At 56.9% G+C, this 15,574-nt stretch carries 21 protein-coding genes and 2 tRNA genes; 10 read left to right on the top strand and 13 right to left on the bottom strand.

Going from position 1 to position 15,574, the window contains the following annotated elements; genetic code table 11:
• Positions 1-19 precede the first annotated feature (19 nt).
• Together GH784_RS18470 and GH784_RS18465 are read left to right on the top strand one after the other, a co-directional pair.
• The gene (locus tag GH784_RS18470; RefSeq protein WP_003512607.1) at positions 20-169 is read left to right on the top strand and encodes a hypothetical protein; all 150 of its coding nucleotides are present in this window, start codon (positions 20-22) and stop codon (positions 167-169) included.
• Between the two features lie 230 nt (positions 170-399).
• Positions 400-1,080 carry a hypothetical protein gene (locus tag GH784_RS18465; RefSeq protein WP_065704723.1) on the top strand — a complete coding sequence of 227 codons (681 nt, stop codon included), beginning with the start codon at positions 400-402 and terminating at the stop codon, positions 1,078-1,080.
• 96 nt (positions 1,081-1,176) lie between these two features.
• Here the strand turns inward: GH784_RS18465 and GH784_RS18460 are convergent, their stop codons facing one another.
• Positions 1,177-1,713: a DUF1269 domain-containing protein gene (locus GH784_RS18460; RefSeq protein ID WP_003512604.1), complete on the bottom strand. Its 537-nt coding sequence runs from the start codon at positions 1,711-1,713 to the stop codon at positions 1,177-1,179.
• Between the two features lie 219 nt (positions 1,714-1,932).
• On the opposite strand from GH784_RS18460, the gene GH784_RS18455 reads away from it, so the two are divergent.
• The 3 genes from GH784_RS18455 to GH784_RS18445 all read left to right on the top strand — a co-directional run bounded on the left by GH784_RS18455 (position 1,933) and on the right by GH784_RS18445 (position 2,782).
• Positions 1,933-2,009, top strand: a tRNA-Pro gene (locus GH784_RS18455).
• A gap of 138 nt (positions 2,010-2,147) precedes the next feature.
• Positions 2,148-2,408 carry a hypothetical protein gene (locus tag GH784_RS18450; RefSeq protein ID WP_003512603.1) on the top strand — a complete coding sequence of 87 codons (261 nt, stop codon included), beginning with the start codon at positions 2,148-2,150 and terminating at the stop codon, positions 2,406-2,408.
• Between the two features lie 170 nt (positions 2,409-2,578).
• Positions 2,579-2,782 (top strand): hypothetical protein, encoded by a 204-nt coding sequence (locus tag GH784_RS18445; RefSeq protein WP_013635930.1) that lies wholly within the window; start codon positions 2,579-2,581, stop codon positions 2,780-2,782.
• A 59-nt stretch (positions 2,783-2,841) separates the two neighbouring features.
• Here GH784_RS18445 and GH784_RS18440 read toward each other — a convergent pair whose 3' ends face one another.
• The 7 genes from GH784_RS18440 to GH784_RS18410 form a co-directional block, all read right to left on the bottom strand.
• Positions 2,842-3,339: a ferritin gene (locus tag GH784_RS18440; protein ID WP_003512602.1), complete on the bottom strand. Its 498-nt coding sequence runs from the start codon at positions 3,337-3,339 to the stop codon at positions 2,842-2,844.
• 116 nt (positions 3,340-3,455) lie between these two features.
• A complete protein-coding gene (locus GH784_RS18435) occupies positions 3,456-3,911 on the bottom strand; it encodes a pseudoazurin (RefSeq protein WP_065661104.1) in 456 nt (151 codons plus the stop codon).
• A complete protein-coding gene (locus GH784_RS18430; RefSeq protein WP_065704725.1) occupies positions 3,908-4,729 on the bottom strand; it encodes an ABC transporter ATP-binding protein in 822 nt (273 codons plus the stop codon). The genes GH784_RS18435 and GH784_RS18430 overlap by 4 nt, the downstream gene beginning before the upstream one ends.
• The gene (locus GH784_RS18425; RefSeq protein ID WP_065704973.1) at positions 4,726-5,778 is read right to left on the bottom strand and encodes a FecCD family ABC transporter permease; all 1,053 of its coding nucleotides are present in this window, start codon (positions 5,776-5,778) and stop codon (positions 4,726-4,728) included. Before GH784_RS18425 ends, GH784_RS18430 begins: the two co-directional genes overlap by 4 nt.
• A 120-nt stretch (positions 5,779-5,898) precedes the next feature.
• Positions 5,899-6,993 carry an ABC transporter substrate-binding protein gene (locus GH784_RS18420; protein ID WP_035198131.1) on the bottom strand — a complete coding sequence of 365 codons (1,095 nt, stop codon included), beginning with the start codon at positions 6,991-6,993 and terminating at the stop codon, positions 5,899-5,901.
• A 312-nt stretch (positions 6,994-7,305) separates the two neighbouring features.
• Complete coding sequence (locus GH784_RS18415) at positions 7,306-7,860, bottom strand: dual specificity protein phosphatase family protein (protein WP_065704727.1); 555 nt, start codon at positions 7,858-7,860, stop codon at positions 7,306-7,308.
• A gap of 138 nt (positions 7,861-7,998) precedes the next feature.
• On the bottom strand, positions 7,999-8,586 hold the full coding sequence (locus GH784_RS18410; protein WP_003512594.1) for a YqaA family protein: 588 nt from the start codon (positions 8,584-8,586) through the stop codon (positions 7,999-8,001).
• A 515-nt stretch (positions 8,587-9,101) separates the two neighbouring features.
• Between GH784_RS18410 and GH784_RS18405 the strand changes: the two genes are divergently transcribed.
• The gene (locus tag GH784_RS18405; protein ID WP_003512591.1) at positions 9,102-9,746 is read left to right on the top strand and encodes an exopolysaccharide biosynthesis protein; all 645 of its coding nucleotides are present in this window, start codon (positions 9,102-9,104) and stop codon (positions 9,744-9,746) included.
• 3 nt (positions 9,747-9,749) lie between these two features.
• Here GH784_RS18405 and GH784_RS18400 read toward each other — a convergent pair whose 3' ends face one another.
• Complete coding sequence (locus tag GH784_RS18400; protein WP_013635921.1) at positions 9,750-10,028, bottom strand: hypothetical protein; 279 nt, start codon at positions 10,026-10,028, stop codon at positions 9,750-9,752.
• Between the two features lie 176 nt (positions 10,029-10,204).
• Between GH784_RS18400 and GH784_RS18395 the strand changes: the two genes are divergently transcribed.
• Positions 10,205-10,279, top strand: a tRNA-Asn gene (locus GH784_RS18395).
• Positions 10,280-10,369: 90 nt separating this feature from the next.
• Here GH784_RS18395 and GH784_RS18390 read toward each other — a convergent pair.
• The gene (locus tag GH784_RS18390; RefSeq protein WP_065704729.1) at positions 10,370-10,762 is read right to left on the bottom strand and encodes a DUF2934 domain-containing protein; all 393 of its coding nucleotides are present in this window, start codon (positions 10,760-10,762) and stop codon (positions 10,370-10,372) included.
• 169 nt (positions 10,763-10,931) lie between these two features.
• Between GH784_RS18390 and GH784_RS18385 the strand changes: the two genes are divergently transcribed.
• The gene (locus tag GH784_RS18385) at positions 10,932-11,171 is read left to right on the top strand and encodes a hypothetical protein (protein WP_065704731.1); all 240 of its coding nucleotides are present in this window, start codon (positions 10,932-10,934) and stop codon (positions 11,169-11,171) included.
• A 69-nt stretch (positions 11,172-11,240) separates the two neighbouring features.
• Here GH784_RS18385 and GH784_RS18380 read toward each other — a convergent pair whose 3' ends face one another.
• The 3 genes from GH784_RS18380 to GH784_RS18370 form a co-directional block, all read right to left on the bottom strand.
• The gene (locus tag GH784_RS18380; RefSeq protein ID WP_025593218.1) at positions 11,241-11,684 is read right to left on the bottom strand and encodes a TIGR02594 family protein; all 444 of its coding nucleotides are present in this window, start codon (positions 11,682-11,684) and stop codon (positions 11,241-11,243) included.
• 113 nt (positions 11,685-11,797) lie between these two features.
• Positions 11,798-12,355: a methylated-DNA--[protein]-cysteine S-methyltransferase gene (locus GH784_RS18375; RefSeq protein WP_065704975.1), complete on the bottom strand. Its 558-nt coding sequence runs from the start codon at positions 12,353-12,355 to the stop codon at positions 11,798-11,800.
• 131 nt (positions 12,356-12,486) lie between these two features.
• A complete protein-coding gene (locus tag GH784_RS18370; protein ID WP_003512562.1) occupies positions 12,487-12,774 on the bottom strand; it encodes a DUF982 domain-containing protein in 288 nt (95 codons plus the stop codon).
• A gap of 189 nt (positions 12,775-12,963) precedes the next feature.
• Here GH784_RS18370 and GH784_RS18365 point away from each other — a divergent pair, with 189 nt between their 5' ends.
• Positions 12,964-14,403 carry a cryptochrome/photolyase family protein gene (locus GH784_RS18365; RefSeq protein WP_153793667.1) on the top strand — a complete coding sequence of 480 codons (1,440 nt, stop codon included), beginning with the start codon at positions 12,964-12,966 and terminating at the stop codon, positions 14,401-14,403.
• A gap of 122 nt (positions 14,404-14,525) precedes the next feature.
• A complete protein-coding gene (locus GH784_RS18360) occupies positions 14,526-15,563 on the top strand; it encodes a cysteine synthase A (protein WP_003512558.1) in 1,038 nt (345 codons plus the stop codon).
• The last annotated feature ends 11 nt before the right edge of the window (positions 15,564-15,574 follow it).

The raw sequence follows: 15,574 nt of genomic DNA, 5'->3' as shown, positions 1-15,574 counted from the left end.
TCAAACGGGGAGACATCCTATGACGCAGACGAATAATCTCTATTTTATCATTGGCGCACTTCTGGTGGTTCTTGTCGGGCTTGGAGCCTATGTCTGGCACGAAGAAAGCAAACCGAAGGGGATCGAGATGAATATCGGCCCGAACGGTGTTTCCGTGCAGGAAAACTGAGCACTTCCAGTAAAAAATGCGTAGCGGTTTCATGACTGAAACCAAGGCATTGAGTGCGTCCAACGCTTCCGTTCATTAGAGACGCACTATATGTCCGCAAGCGTCGCGCAAAGTTCGGCTATTAGACCGGGTGCATCCCAAGCTTGAGACGGCTGGGGATACACCCGGTCTTCTTATGAGAGGAGACGAAAGGCGGGATCGAGGATCTTCGCCGAGCCGGTTCGGTATGCATGACGTGTATCGGCCTGATCATGGAAACAGTGAGCGCAATGGTCTCCTCCGTCGACCTGTCCACACGCATCAACTCCACCAAACTCGCACTCAAGGCCATCAAGGAGCAGGAGGACAATTCCGCTTCGACCTCCTCGCCACGAACTGCGATCCTCGACTCCTACGGGATCGACACCTCGCCCTCCTCCACCAATACGCGGCTGACACAGCTTCTGGCGCAATATGCGCAAGTCTCCGGCCCTGACGCGGAGACCGACGACACCAGCACACAGGCGCCATCCGGCGACATTACACAGGCCAGTTTCATGACAAGCCTGAAGGCGACGCTGGAAGAACTCTCCAAGGACCCAAGCAAGGCTACGCAAGCCAAGGCAATGCTGGAAGCGCTGGCCGCTGGAACGCTGACAGTCTCCGATCCGACCGAAGGCGCAAAGATAAAAGCCTGGGACGTGGAGGCCGACAAGACAACCACCTCAAAACCGGCAACCGAGATCACCACGACCGGCTGGAGCGATTTTCTGAAGGACCACCTCAAGCGCGACGGTTCCGCTTATGCCAAGACCACCGGTGGCGCCTATGTCGACAGTATTTCCGGCGACAATGCATTTTTTGGCAATGTCGGTAGTCGGTATTATTATCTGACCTGGCCGCAGCCTAAAACCGGAACGCTGACGGTTTAAGCCAACGTTTCCGGCGAGGGTCGCAAAGAGCGCCACCGCACTTTTATAGATCTGCTGCGACATAAAACATGCCGCAGCATCTTCTCCTTGCCTCGTTCAGACGGCAGGCGCTGCGGCTTGTTCCGTTCCGCCGGAAAGCGCCTTTTGCAGTTGCGCTTCCTGCTCTGGCGAAAGCGAGGTTTTGATGACCCGCCCACGAAGACCCTCCAGTTCCGCCATCACCTTTTCCGGCTGCACCTTGCGGATCAGCACGAACAACGCCGAAGAGCCATTCGGGATGGTTTCACCCAGAGATTTGATGAAATCGTCGTCGATGCCGTAATCCGTCAGCGACCCCGCAAGCGCACCCGTTCCCGCACCGATCGCGCCGCCAATCGCAAATCCCGCGAGCGGATTGAGGAACAGCAGGCCAACGAGGCCGCCCCAGAGACCACCGGAGAGAAAACCGGAGCTTGCACCGATCGCCGTCAGATTGACGCTCTGCTTCAGGTGCACCTTGCCGTTTTCATCGCGAACGACGACGACGGCATCTTCCAGATCGACCAGATATTCTTTTTTCATTCCAGCAAGTTTCAGAAGGACCCGGTCGGCCTCTTCCGTTCCGTCAAAACCGACAACGACGAGTTCGGACATGTTTCATCTCCCTGAATTTCAGTTTCGCTTAGATTGGAACGCCAAAGAACACGGCAGGTTCCCGCCATGATGGAAGGATGATGTGTCACGCGTTTGACGGGCAACATCTTCGGGAAGAAAGTCCCCTGCTCACCGTCCACAGCCTTTATTCCTTTTTTCAAGAAAAGGCTATTTTCCGCTTGCGCCCTAACAGGCTTATATATAAACGGCTTTCAGGTTCGGAGCGTAGCGCAGCCCGGTAGCGCACTTGACTGGGGGTCAAGGGGTCGTGGGTTCGAATCCCGCCGCTCCGACCATTAAAAACAGATAGATAGCCAGTTCCCCCAGAGCTGGCTATAATTTTTTCAGCCACATTCTCGCCGGCGCCATGCGCGAATTGACAAGATGCGGTCTGGGTGTGCGTTTATCCAAGCCTGAGAACGAGGTGTGCTGTGATGGTCAAAAAAACAAAAATTGAACACTCGGAATTCTCAGGCGAATTTGAAGACGACGGTATCACGGTTCTGGTTGATATCTACCGGCCGGCCGGCACCCAGCAGGATTGGACGCTCGAGGTTATCAGCGAGCATGATGATGTCACCACCTGGGAAGAACCTTTCACGACAGACAAGGACGCCTGGGAAGAATTCCTGGCCACCTGTGAGAAAGATGGAATTCGCAGCTTCCTGGACGGCGAAGATCCATCCGTTCATTGACGCTTGACACTGCGGTGCGAGGCCGTGGCAGGCGCGAGTGCATTCAACGATAATTCCAGAAATATACTCTTATTGCAAAGCCTGTGACCGTCCAGAGACGGCACGCATTTGCCTTGTTGACTCTCTGCTAAAATTAGAACATTTAGTGAACAAACGAGAGGTCAACCGATATGCCCGATGCGGAAAAAATCACCCCTGTACGGCCTGACGACATAGCTGGATATGTCATCCAGTGTCATGATGGCGATGCGAAGGCGGCTGTTGAAACGCTGCTGGGCGAAATCGAACATTTGCAGGAACAGCTTTCCCTTGCGGTTGCCATCATGGGAAAAGGCTATACGCGTGGATGGACGCCGGATTTGGGAAGTGACTGAACCAGCCACAAGCTGCGTTTGATGCAGCTTGTGGAATATCAGTGAATGCTGCGCAGCCTTCAGGCCTTTTCAGCCAGTTCGCCGATTTCGCGGTCAATCAGATAAAGCGCATTGGGACCGTCACCGATCAGCTCGATCTTGCCCATTATCGTGCGGCACAGGCTGTCCTCCTCATGCTGTTCGTTCACGAACCATTGCAGGAAGGATGTGGTCGCATGGTCTTTTTCAGACCGCGCGAGATCAACCGCCGCGTTGATGGCGGCGGTGACACGCGATTCGTGTTGCGCGACAATTGCAAACAACCCCTTGATATCGTTTGCGGTAACCTGTGGGGCAGGTAGCTCGGTGAAAATAACTGGAGCTCCGAGATCGTTCAGAAAGCTGAAGATACGGTGCATATGCTCCAGCTCTTCGGCAGCATGGCCAAGCAGAAACTTGTAGCAACCATCGAGATTGCGCTCAGCCGCCCAGGCGGCCGCCTGAAGATAGGCGTGGTGGGCGCGCAATTCGCCGTTGAGCAGGTCGTTCAATGTCGTTTCGACTAGTTTATTTGCCATTGGTTTATCCTTGTTATGGTGATTGCAGCCAATTTTTTCGTGTGGGCTGCTTCACACACCCGGCGAGCGAGATAAGAGGGATCGAGCGTCCCATCCGGTCGAGCACGGAGATGGCGTCATTGCGCCGGCGTTACCTGTGCCAGAGCCGCGTCCAGCCTTTCGCCCTTCATGACCAGTTTGGGGCGCAGCTTCTCCGCCTTTTGCCTGACCGCTTCCAGATTGACGGGCTTGCCGACCTGGATCACACCGATCATCGCCATCATCAGATGCGGTGGGCAATAATAGAGATAGACGCCTTCCTTCTCGACGGTAACGGTGAAGGCCTCATCGAGCTTGCCTTTCCACGGCGTTACGCCTTCCGGAACGGCATAGGACTGCACGTAATGGCTGGAATTTTGCGGCACGAAGGTGATGGTGTCGCCGGGCTCTGCCTTTACATAGGAAGGCTCAAACACCATGCTGCCGTCCGTGCCGTAATTGAGCATCAGCACCTTGTGTTCGGCAGCAAAGGACGGCGCGACAGAAAAGGTTACGGCCAAAGCCGCGGCAAACGTCATCAAAAATCGTTTCATGCAATTATTCCTTCAAGGGTTTTCAAATGTTCGGGCAGCGGGTCGCCAGCCGGCTGAATGACGGGATTGCCGCGCCTGTCCCGCAAAACTTCCACCGCCACCCCGTAGGTCTCGGAAATGAGCTTCGGCGTGACGATATCTCCCGGCGCGCCGGTCGCCTTCAATGCGCCATCGGAAATCACCAGCAGGTTGTCGGCATATTGGCAGGCGAGGTTGAGATCATGCAGCACGACCAGCGTTACCCAGCCATTGGCGCGGGTTTCCTGCCGCACCAGATCGAGAAGCGCCACCTGATGCTTGAGGTCCAGCGCGCTGACCGGCTCGTCCAGCAGCATCGCCTGCGGCTCGCGCATCAGAACCTGCGCGAAAAGCGCCATCTGCCGCTGCCCGCCGCTGAGGGAGGCGATCTCCCTGCCCGCCAGATGCGCTATTCCCGCCTGATGCAGGCGTGTCATGGCCAGGTCGAGCGTCTCGTCGTCAATATGCAACGACAGACGCCCGAACCGGCCGAGTGCCACCACCTCCAGCACGCTGAGCGCAATATCGGCCGTGGTGTCCTGCGGCATGTAGGCAAAGCCATCGCGCCACTGCCTTATATACCGCCCCGCCCGCTCCCCGGCCCGAAGACGGCGGTCGCCGAGGCTGATCGAACCGGCAGCAAGTGGCAGATCGCCGAAGATCGCTCTCAGAAGGGTCGTCTTGCCCGTTCCGTTTGGGCCGATGACGGCATGAATATGCCCCGCCTCCAGACGCGCCGACAGCCCTTTCACAACAGTCTGTCCGCCGCGCTCGGCGGAAATCGAATCGAGAACCATCATCGGCCGCGCCTCTTCGGAGCGAAAATCAGCCACATCAGAAACGGCACGCCGACAATGGCCGTGACGATGCCAACCGGGAACAGCGCACCGGGAACGATCGATTTGGAGAGGATCGAGGCAGCCGACAGCATCAGCGCGCCGCTCAGCACCGACATGGGCAGGAAGAAGCGCTGATCCTCGCCCACGGTCATGCGGGCGATATGCGGCGCGACCAGCCCGATAAAACCGATGACGCCGACGAAGCTGGTGGCCGTCGCGGTCATGATGGCGACGATGACGAGAACCTTCATGCGCAGCCAGCGGACATTGATGCCGAGGCTTGCCGCCCGCATCTCCCCCATTCTGAGCGCGGTCAGCTTCCAGCAATCCGCCATCAGCAGGGCGCAGCAGAGGGCGGTCACGGCAGCGGTCAGGCCAAGCGTCGGCCAGGTCGCCTTGGTCAGGCTGCCGAACAGCCAGAAAAGGATCTGCTGGGACAGCTCCGGTGAGGACAGGAACTGGATGAGCGACAGCAGCGACTGAAACAGGAAAAGAAGCGCGATGCCGCCGAGAATGATGGTTTCGGTCGTCATCTGCCGCATGGAGGCCAGCGTGAAGAGAAAAAGTGCTGCGAGCATGGAAAAGACGAACGCGCCCAGCGGAACGGCAATCATGGCATCCAGCCCAAGACCGCCAAGCGCCAGTACCAGCGCCGCACCGAAACCGGCCGCTGCGGCCATACCGAGCGTATAGGGGCTCGCCATGGGATTATTGAGCAGGGTCTGCATTTGCGCGCCGCCTGCCCCGAGTGCCGCACCGACGGCAAGCGCCATCAACGCCATGGGCAGGCGAAGGCCGCGCACGATGGAATCGGTCATGGCGGCCCGTTCGCCAAGGCCGGTCAGCGACTTCACCACTTCGGCGGGCGACAGCAGCGAAGGACCAGTGGCGATATCGAGAACGAGGCTCACCGCCATCAACACGAAGAAGATAGAGACGACACGCCAGCGACGGCGCTCGCGCAGCCGGTGCGCACCGATGGCCTCGGCGTTGCGGGCAGCAATTGTCATGAAAACCTGCCTGAAAGGACTGTCTGGAAAAGCGGACGCCGCAACGGCGGCGTTCGCGAGATTTCGCCACTGTGGCGGCGAAGAAAGCACGTTTCCGTGCCGCCACAGGCAAGCGCGATATCAATCCTTGACGGCGATGGCGAAAGTGCCTTGAGGCGTTACCGGAAGGTACTTCTTGTAATAGCCGAGATAGTTGGCGATCGGATCGACATCCTTGAACTGCTCGGGATATAGCTGCTTTGCGATGTACTGAACCATGGCGAAATCGGAGAGCGTGCGCGACGCACCCTGGTAGACACCGAACAGCTGGCCGTTCTTGATGGCGGGCAATTCGCTCCAGCCCTGGCGGGCCTCAAATGCCTTGAGTTTCTCGCCTGCGTCTGCCGCCTTCACCGCCTGTCCCATGGGCAGCGCTGCCGGGTTCTTGTTGTTTTCGCGACCGGAAATGAAGATGGCGTCAGGCTTGGACGCCAGAACCTGTTCTGGATTGATCGGTCCCCACCATTCGACGAAGGGAGCGGCAATGTTGTCGCCGCCAGCCGCCGTGGACATGGCGCCCCACATGTTCTTGCCGTAGGTGAAAGAATATTCGGCCGGGCCCTTGTTGCCGAACTCGACGTAGACCTTCGGTTTCGGCTTTCCGGACTTGGCGACCCGGTCAGCGACCTCTTTCAGCGAACCGGCATAGAAGTCGGCAATTTCCTTGCCACGCTTCTCCTGGCCGGTCAGGTCGCCAAAAAGCCGGGTCGAGGCGACGTGCCGCTCGACCGTCTGGGCGTTGTAGTCGACGACGACGACGGGAATGCCTTCTTCTTCCAGACGATCGGCATCGAGACCAAGCGCTTTGTATTGCCAGTCCGCCAGAATCACCAGATCGGGATTGAGGCTCAACACTTTTTCGACCGAGAAAGTCTGCGCTTCCACTTCACCGACATCGGCAATGTCGGCAAGCGAGGCGCGATGCGCGAGGTGCATCTTCCAGTTGGCGGGTACCCAGCCTTCCCAGGCTTCGCGAGAAATGCCGACGACGGAATCATAGGCTTTCTCGCCGCCGACCGCCATGTAGTCCTCGAAGTAGAAACCGAGAACAACGCGCTTTGCTGGAAGGTCAACCTTCACTTCGCGTCCGATGACATCTGTGATGGTCTTTTGTTCAGCCATTACATACGGGGCAGTAAAGAGAATAGACAAGAGCGATGCGGCAAGGCCGCTCATAAATGATTTTGGTGTCATGATGCGATCCAGAAGTTGAAACAACGTCGCTCTATAAAAGATGATTAAAGGAGTCAACTTAATTGTTGGATCGCATAAGTTACTAATATATAGACAGAAAATGTGATTTCCGACGAACCTTGAGAGGGAGAAATCGGGTCGCCTGATGAAAGACAGGCTGCGTCGTTGAGAACTCAACAGTTAAGAAACCAAGCGTTTGGGTCCCGTCCCGACCGTTGCGCGATCAGAACAGAACGCAAAATCCCGCTTCAGGAGATCGATCAGCAATTTTGCGGATGTTATGCCCGACCGTTTTCAAAACTCGTTTGAAGCAATTGTGAAGTCGTCGGCGATCGACATGTGTTCGACATTTTCCCAGGTCTGGTCCATGGCATAGGTCTCAGACAGATAGGGGATGCCGATATGGCCGTAGCGGACGGAAAGCTGACTCTCAGCCGCCTTTTCACCGAGATACGCGACGCGGCCGAGATAAAGCGCGGTCGCAAGGCCTGTCCTGTCCGCACCGGACTTGCAATGGATGAGGATGGGTTTCGGCGCATCACGCATGATCGCGACCAACTGGTTCACCTTGGTCATGTCGAGTTCGTGGCGGGCTGACATGCCAAAATCGATATGGGTCAACCCAAGCTCGCGCGAGGTTTTGATCTCATCCTTGTACCAGTCCTCGGATTCATTCTCTCCGCGCAGATTGATGACCGTCTTGATGCCATTGTCCCTGGTATAGCGGACCAGCTGCTCACTGCTTGGCTGGTTGGAGCGGTAAAGCTGCCCTGCCACCACCTCGTGAAAGTTGCCGAGAAGCTGGATGGCCAGGAGATAACCGCCTGCGGCAAGCACAGCAATACCCATGCCCCCCAAGGAGCACTTCCATAATCTTCGCATAATAAATCGGTTCTCTCATTGGACGAGACAACCGATACAGCTGGATTCTGACAGTAGGCTGAAAGTTATGCGACAGTATTGTAAGAGTAGAAAAACTGCGTTTCGTCAGCGCACGAAAACGTAGACCGCATAGATGGCGATGAGCGCTGCGGCCACAGCGGCGGCAATAACACCAAGGCGTTTTTCGATGAAGTGGCGCACCGGTTCACCGTATCTTTGCAGCAACCCGGCGAGGATGAAAAAGCGCGCGCCGCGCGTGACGACAGCCGAGAGAATGAAAAGGCCTAGGCTGATATTGGCCGCACCGGAGAGGATGGTGACAACCTTGATCGGCGGCAGATGCGCAAAGCCAGATGTCACCAGCAGGAGAATGATGGTCTCGTAATTTACCGAATTCTTGAGCTGCTCGAAGCTGTCCAGCTTGCCATAAAATTCCAGAATTGGCCGCGCGATACTCTCGAAAGCATAGTGGCCGAGAAACCAGCCGGCAATGCCACCGAGAACGGAAGCGACCGTTGCGACGAGCGCATAAAACATCGCCTTTTTTGGCTTTGCCAGCACCATGGGCAGGAAAAGCACATCCGCCGGCACAACGAAGACGGAGCTTTCGACGAAGGCCACGATCGCCAGCCACCACACGGCGCTTTTGCGCGCGGCAAGCGCCATCGTCCAGGCATAGATGTTTTTCAGCATTTAATGTCCTCGGGAAGATCGTTTTAGACCGAAGGCAAGGCGGGAGCCTAGACATCTCAGTGGCGGTTTGTCAGCGGCGGACGTTCTGACTATCGACCGCCGCCAAATCAGGATTAGAGACAACGCAAGAGAATGGCAAATGTTGGAAGATTTATTTTTTGCGTTGCGGCAAATGAGAAAAACAAACAATTCCAGACCGCAGCGGCGAATGGTTGCTGCGATGCGAAATTTCATCCTCAGGTAGATAAACCGGCCTTTTTGCGGTAGAATAAGGTGTGGCGGAAAGAGGAGGAAGTTATCATGGACTATGTAAGCTTCATTACGTCGATCAATCCGGTCATACTGGTCATCCTGCTGATTGTTCTTCTCGCAGGCGCCTACAGCAGCTGGGTTTCCCACTGACAAAGGCGGGCGGCAGCACCGGTCCGAAAAGACGCTGATTTTCCATCGGCGGTAGGCATTCGGCCGGATGAATGTTATCAAACCCGGAGTTAAAGCAACTTCCGGGAAGCCTGATGTCGAACGAATTCGCATTCACTGATACGTCTGAAAAGCTCAGCACCACGCTCGAAAAGCTGATTGGGAAACTGCAAGGTCAGACGATCACATTGCGCGAGCTGATGGAGGCAATCGGCGAACAGGGCCTGCTGCTCATCTGTGCCATAGCTTCCCTGCCCTTCCTCATTCCGGTCTCCATTCCAGGCGTCAGCACCGTGTTTGGCGCAGCGATCATTCTCGTCAGTCTGGCCATCACCCTCAACCGTCTGCCATGGCTGCCGGCCAGGATTCTCGACCGGCAGATGGAAACGGCAAAGCTGGTGCCGGCACTGCAGAAAGGCGTCGCCATCGTCTCCAGGCTCGATCGCTTCATCCGCCCGCGCCTTCCGGCGCTGACGGCGGGCATCGTCGCCAATAGAGTGAACGGACTTGCGCTGATGACCGCTGGCGTGTTGCTGATGATGCCGCTCGGCTTCATTCCCTTCTCCAACACCCTGCCGGGCGTCGCCATCCTGCTTTTTTCGGCGGGTATGATCCAGAGGGACGGCGTGACCGTTCTCGGCGGGTATCTGTTTCTCATCCTGACGGCGATTTATTTTGCAGCACTCGCCTATGCCGCCTTCTGGGCCGGACAGGGCCTCAGCAGCTCGATGGGCGGCTGAGCCTTATTGTCCACCTCTATTGCGGGTGTTGCGACCATTGCGTCGCGATGCCCACCACACTGCCAGCCGCCGCCGCCTGCGGCGAACCGCCGGCAAATCGTGGGAAAGCACGATAAGACCAAGCGGGACCATCCAGAAACCGAGGATGGGCAAAAACCCGAGCGTTCCGCCCACCACCAGCGCCGAGCCGGTGGCGATCCTGCCGACGCGCGAACGCGGCATGGCAACGCTCCATTTTCCGAGATTGAGACGACCCGTTCTGTGGTCCATTCCAAATTTCATTCCATACTGCCCTTTAACATCTGGCCTGTGGATAATTTTTTCACCGTCGATAAGCCCGGAAAATCGGGACTCCGGCGAGATAAAACAAGATGAATGCGTTTTTTTTGAAAAAAGCGCTTGGCAAATCGGAAAAGCATTTGTATTACCCCGCTCACACCGCGCCAAGCAGCGCACGTTCCCTGGTAGCTCAGCGGTAGAGCATTCGACTGTTAATCGACAGGTCGCCGGTTCGAATCCGGCCCGGGGAGCCATTTTTCCAAAATATGGCATGATGAGCGAGATGCCGCAGCATTCGCTCTATATCGATCTTGGCATAGGCGCGTAGCTGGGCGCCATTGACCTCAGGTCTTCTTCGCCACACGCTTCGTCGAAGTAGACGCGTTGGTGAGTGCCGGCGGATCGCTTGCCGGGAAACTTTCCTCTAGGCTTTCGGTCAGGTCGTCGTCTTTTCGGCTGGTCTCCGCTTTTTGCTCTTTCTGAAGAGATTTTACCGCTGGGGATTTGGCATTTTTTGCCGACGCCTTATCCGCAGTCACCTTCTTCTGGACCAAGGACTTGGCGGCAGCGGGTTTCTTCGCGCCATTTTTGCCATTGGTCTTTCCGGTTTCCGTGCTTGCCGAGACCTCCCGTTCCGCCTCCATCCAGTGGCGTTCGTGATGTCCCTCCGGCCTGCCTTCCCTCTCCCATATTGCGCGGGCTTTTTCGCGGATTGCTGCTTCGCGATCATGGTTCATAACGTCCTCCTCTTTGCGTCGCATCGGCTTTGACTGTGCCAATTGAAAAACAGAAATGGCCGGAAATTGTTCCGCGTCCGGAGATTGCGCATGCGCATTTCCCTGAAAAAAGGGAACCCTACTCACTGCAGGATCGTTTGTCCGGCAGGAACCCGCAGGAGGACCATCCATGAGCGATTCGAAACAGAAGAAAAACGAACCTCTCGATATCAAAGACGAAGATTTGCCGCGTTTTGAAACCGACAGCGAACTCAAATCGAAAGAAAGTGAGATTTACCCCGATGAATCCATAAGCCTGCGCGCACGCCGGCAGGCAGCGCGGCAACACGAGGATGCCTTCATCGTCGCCACAGACCTTGAGGACGATGACCAGCGCGATGCGGCACCCGGCACAAGGGAACAGCCATAGGGGCCTTAAAACGCATAAGGCGGGCCACAGCCCGCCTTTATAAGGATCGTCGTAAAGTTGGTCCGGTCTTCAGCGACGCACGGAAACGATGGCCTTGCGGTTGAAGTTCGACACCTGCACCCGGCCGGACTGATTGCCGCCGAGAATTTGCGCTGTCTTGCCGCTCATGCTCTTCAATATTCCGGCGTGATAACCGCGGCCGTTGCGAATGACGACAACATCGCCCGGTTTGGCGGCGGCGACGGGAACGGCATAACCGAATGACGTCCAGGATTTTGCAAATCCGTAGGATTTGGGCGATGCGCGTCCGGCCTTGCTGGCAACGGCATGCAGGAACAGGCCACACCACGGTGTGCTGCGGGGATTTGCCCCAAGAATATTCTTCAGGCTCTTGTTGTTTTTGGATTCATGCAGTCCGGTGTATTTTTCAGCCTGGTTCAGCATGCCAGCCGACGCGGGTGCCACGACTGTAAAAGCCAAGGCAGCGGATAGAATTAACGCGGATACTCTCAAACGTCTCGCCCTTATGTTAGAGGGCGTCCGTGTATTGTGACAATTTAGCGACAATTTGACGAGAAAAGGGCAGAAATCAGACGGCTATTCATGTGGACTGATCTGTCATTGCTTTAAAACAGGCTGCCCTGTGCATCGTCAGCACGGCTGCGGCCGGCATTTTCGAGATCCAGCATACGTAATTTGGTGTTCGTTCCGCCCGGCGCGGAAAAGCCACCCAGCCGGCCGCCAGCCGCCAGAACACGGTGGCAGGGAATGATCAGCGGCACGGGATTTTTTGCCATGGCCTGCCCGACGTCGCGGGCCTTTTCCATGGAGAGGCCCAGCGTTTTTACGATACCGCCATAGGTCGTCGTGCGGCCCCAGCCGATATGCCGTGCCACCTCATAGACATCTAGAAAGAACCGCTCCTGCCCGGCAAGATCGAGTTCCACGGGCGTAAAATCAATCTCTTCACCATCGAAATAGCGGGTAACCATCGCAATCGCCTCACGGGCGCGTGTGTCGGGTACAGCAATGGAAGATGACGGCAGGCGTTTCTGGATAAGTTTCTCGGTTTCACCGGCATCTGTGCTGGGCAATTGCAGACGGGCGATACCGCGCTCTGCCCATGCGAGGCCGCAATGGCCGAGAGCTGTCGGGAAAACAATATAGCCGTAGTGGTTGGTCATTGCCGTATTCATCCGCTTTGCACGCGCACGATGCCATATCCTACGTTCGACACAACCCGTTTCTGCCGGCGGATAAAACAAGGCCACCCGGCTTTACGGGTGGCCTTTCACATCTCAATCCGGCAACGCTGTCAGGATGCAAGTTTACCCTGATCTTCCACCTTGTTTCCGGCCTCCAGGAGGCATTGCGCCTGCCGGCTTGCGGTAACGAAGGCGGCGCGCGCAATCTCTCCAGCCACGTCCCCCATCAGCGAGGCGCGGCACAGACGCAGGGCCTGCTCATGCGCCTTGTCACCGCGTTGTGGCCATTCGTGCTGGAGAAAATCGAAGGCCTCGTAAACGCCGTTGAAAATCCGGGGAGCACCGTTTTCCAAGGATATGGTAACAGGCTTTTCCCACTTAACGTCTTTCAGCAACATTGATTGTACTTCCATGCTCTATTAACCAGCGAAAAACGCCGGCTCCTCCAGTTGGTTCCCTTCACTTTCGGTTTCAAGGTCGAAAAAATAGCCCTCGAAAAACCATGTGCCTCCAGCTTTCCATTCTACGCGATTTGAGGAACAAAGCGTTTCAACACTCGTTCAAGCGGAAGTGAACCGGATCCCTTCATGCCAACAAAATCCTCTCCTGTTATCGTCTGGTTCCGCAAGGACTTGCGTCTTGCGGACAATCTCGCCCTTCTCGCAGCGGTGGAGCATGGCGGCCCCGTCATACCGCTCTATATCCGTGAGACATCCAGCGGCCCGCTGGGCGGCGCGCAGGAATGGTGGCTTCACCATTCGCTTGCCTCTCTTTCCGCGGCGCTGGAGAAATGCGGCAGCCGTCTACTGCTCAGAAGCGGCAACGCAGAGGAGACGCTGCGCCGGCTGATAACCGAAACCGGCGCGGATGCAGTCCTCTCGAACCGTCGCTATGAGCCGACCGGCATGGCAACGGACAAGGCACTAAAAGAGGCGCTTGGGGACGACGGCCTGACAGTTCGCAGCTTTGCCGGACACCTGCTGCATGAACCATCCCGGGTGCAGACCAAATCCGGCGGTCCCTACCGGGTCTACACGCCCTTCTGGCGGGCTCTGGAGGGCGGCGAGGAGCCACATACGCCGGCGGATGCACCGCAGAGCCTGAAGGCACCTGAGACATGGCCAAAATCGGAGAAACTCGATGACTGGAAGCTTCTGCCGGTCAAACCGAACTGGGCCAGGGGTTTCAGCGAGATATGGACACCCGGTGAAAATGCCGCGCGGGAAAAACTCGATGATTTCATCGATGGTGCCTTGAAGGGTTATGAGGAAGGCCGCGATTTTCCGGCGAAGGACGCCACGTCGCTTCTTGCGCCGCATCTGGCGCTCGGCGAAATATCGCCCGCCGCCGTGTGGCATGCGACGAAGGGGCTATCACGCCATATCGCGTCCAACGATATCAGCCGTTTCCGCAAGGAACTCGTCTGGCGGGAATTCTGCTACCATCTGCTGTTCCACTTTCCCGAGCTGGACGAGAAAAACTGGAACGACAGTTTCGACGCCTTCGGCTGGCGGGACGATGACACATCCTTCAACGCCTGGACGCGTGGCATGACGGGTTATCCGATCGTGGATGCCGGCATGCGGCAATTGTGGAAACATGGCACCATGCACAACCGGGTGCGCATGATAGTGGCATCCTTCCTCATCAAACATCTACTTATCGACTGGCGCAAAGGCGAGAAGTGGTTTCGCGATACGCTTGTTGATGCCGATCCGGCCTCCAACGCTGCCAACTGGCAGTGGGTGGCGGGTTCGGGCGCGGACGCCTCGCCGTTCTTCCGCATTTTCAACCCCATATTGCAGGGGGAGAAATTCGATGCCGAGGGAGACTACGTGCGCCGCTTCGTGCCGGAGCTTGAAAAGCTTGAGCGAAAATACATCCACAAGCCGTTTGAAGCACCGAAAGAGGTGCTTAAAAAGGCGGGTATCGAGCTGGGCAAGACCTATCCCCTGCCGATCGTTGACCATGGGAAGGCACGGGAAAGAGCAATTGCAGCCTATGCCGCAGTGAAGAACAACGCATAAAATTGGGTATCGGCAAAATTTTGCGTGGCGAAGCCTAAGGCGGGAAGATAATTTCTTGCCTTGAGGCGGTTGTAACGGGACATAACGGCACCTAATTTCCGCTCAGACAAGAAGGCTCAATCATGACCATTCATCCCTCTGCGCTCAGTGCTATCGGCAACACGCCGCTTATCCGTCTGAAAGCTGCCTCTGAAGCGACGGGGTGTGAAATCCTCGGCAAGGCGGAGTTTCTCAATCCCGGCCAATCGGTGAAAGATCGCGCCGCGCTTTACATCATCCGCGATGCGGAACGGCGCGGACAGCTGCGGCCGGGCGGCACCATCGTGGAAGGCACGGCAGGCAATACCGGCATCGGCCTGTCGCTGGTGGCCAATGCGCTCGGCTACAAGACTGTCATTGTCATTCCCGAGACGCAAAGCCAGGAAAAGAAGGATGCGCTGAAGCTTCTCGGCGCAAAGCTGGTCGAGGTTCCGGCAGCACCCTATTCCAACCCGAACAATTATGTGAAGGTTTCCGGCCGCCTGGCAAAACAGCTGGCCGCGACGGATGAAAACGGCGCGATCTGGGCCAACCAGTTCGACAACATCGCCAACCGTCAGGCCCATATTGAGACAACGGCACCGGAAATATGGGACCAGACGGACGGCAAGGTCGATGGTTTCATTTGCTCCGTCGGTTCCGGCGGAACGCTTGCGGGCGTCGCTGACGGCCTGCGCGATTTCAATCCCGACATCAAGATCGGCCTTGCCGACCCTGAGGGCGCCGCCCTCTACGAATTTTACAAGCATGGCGTCCTGAAGTCGGAAGGCTCCTCTATCACCGAGGGCATCGGACAGGGGCGCATCACCGCCAATCTGGAAGGCTTCGCGCCGGATTTCTCCTATCGTATTTCGGATGCGGAAGCCCTGCCGGTGCTGTTCGATCTGGTCACGAAAGAGGGTCTTTGCCTCGGTGGCTCCTCCGGCATCAACATTGCCGGCGCAATCCGCCTTGCCCGCGAGCTTGGTCCGGGGCATACAATCGTGACGATACTTTGCGACTACGGTAATCGTTATCAGTCGAAGCTGTTCAATCCGGATTTCCTGCGCTCTAAGGGGCTTCCGGTTCCCCAGTGGCTGGCAACGAAAAGCGAGATTGCGGTTCCGTACGAAACCGTTTGAGGACATGCCGA

The sequence above is a fragment of the Agrobacterium tumefaciens genome, from assembly GCF_009649785.1.
GTDB lineage: Bacteria > Pseudomonadota > Alphaproteobacteria > Rhizobiales > Rhizobiaceae > Agrobacterium > Agrobacterium tumefaciens.
This window is presented reverse-complemented; position numbering and strand designations above follow the sequence as displayed.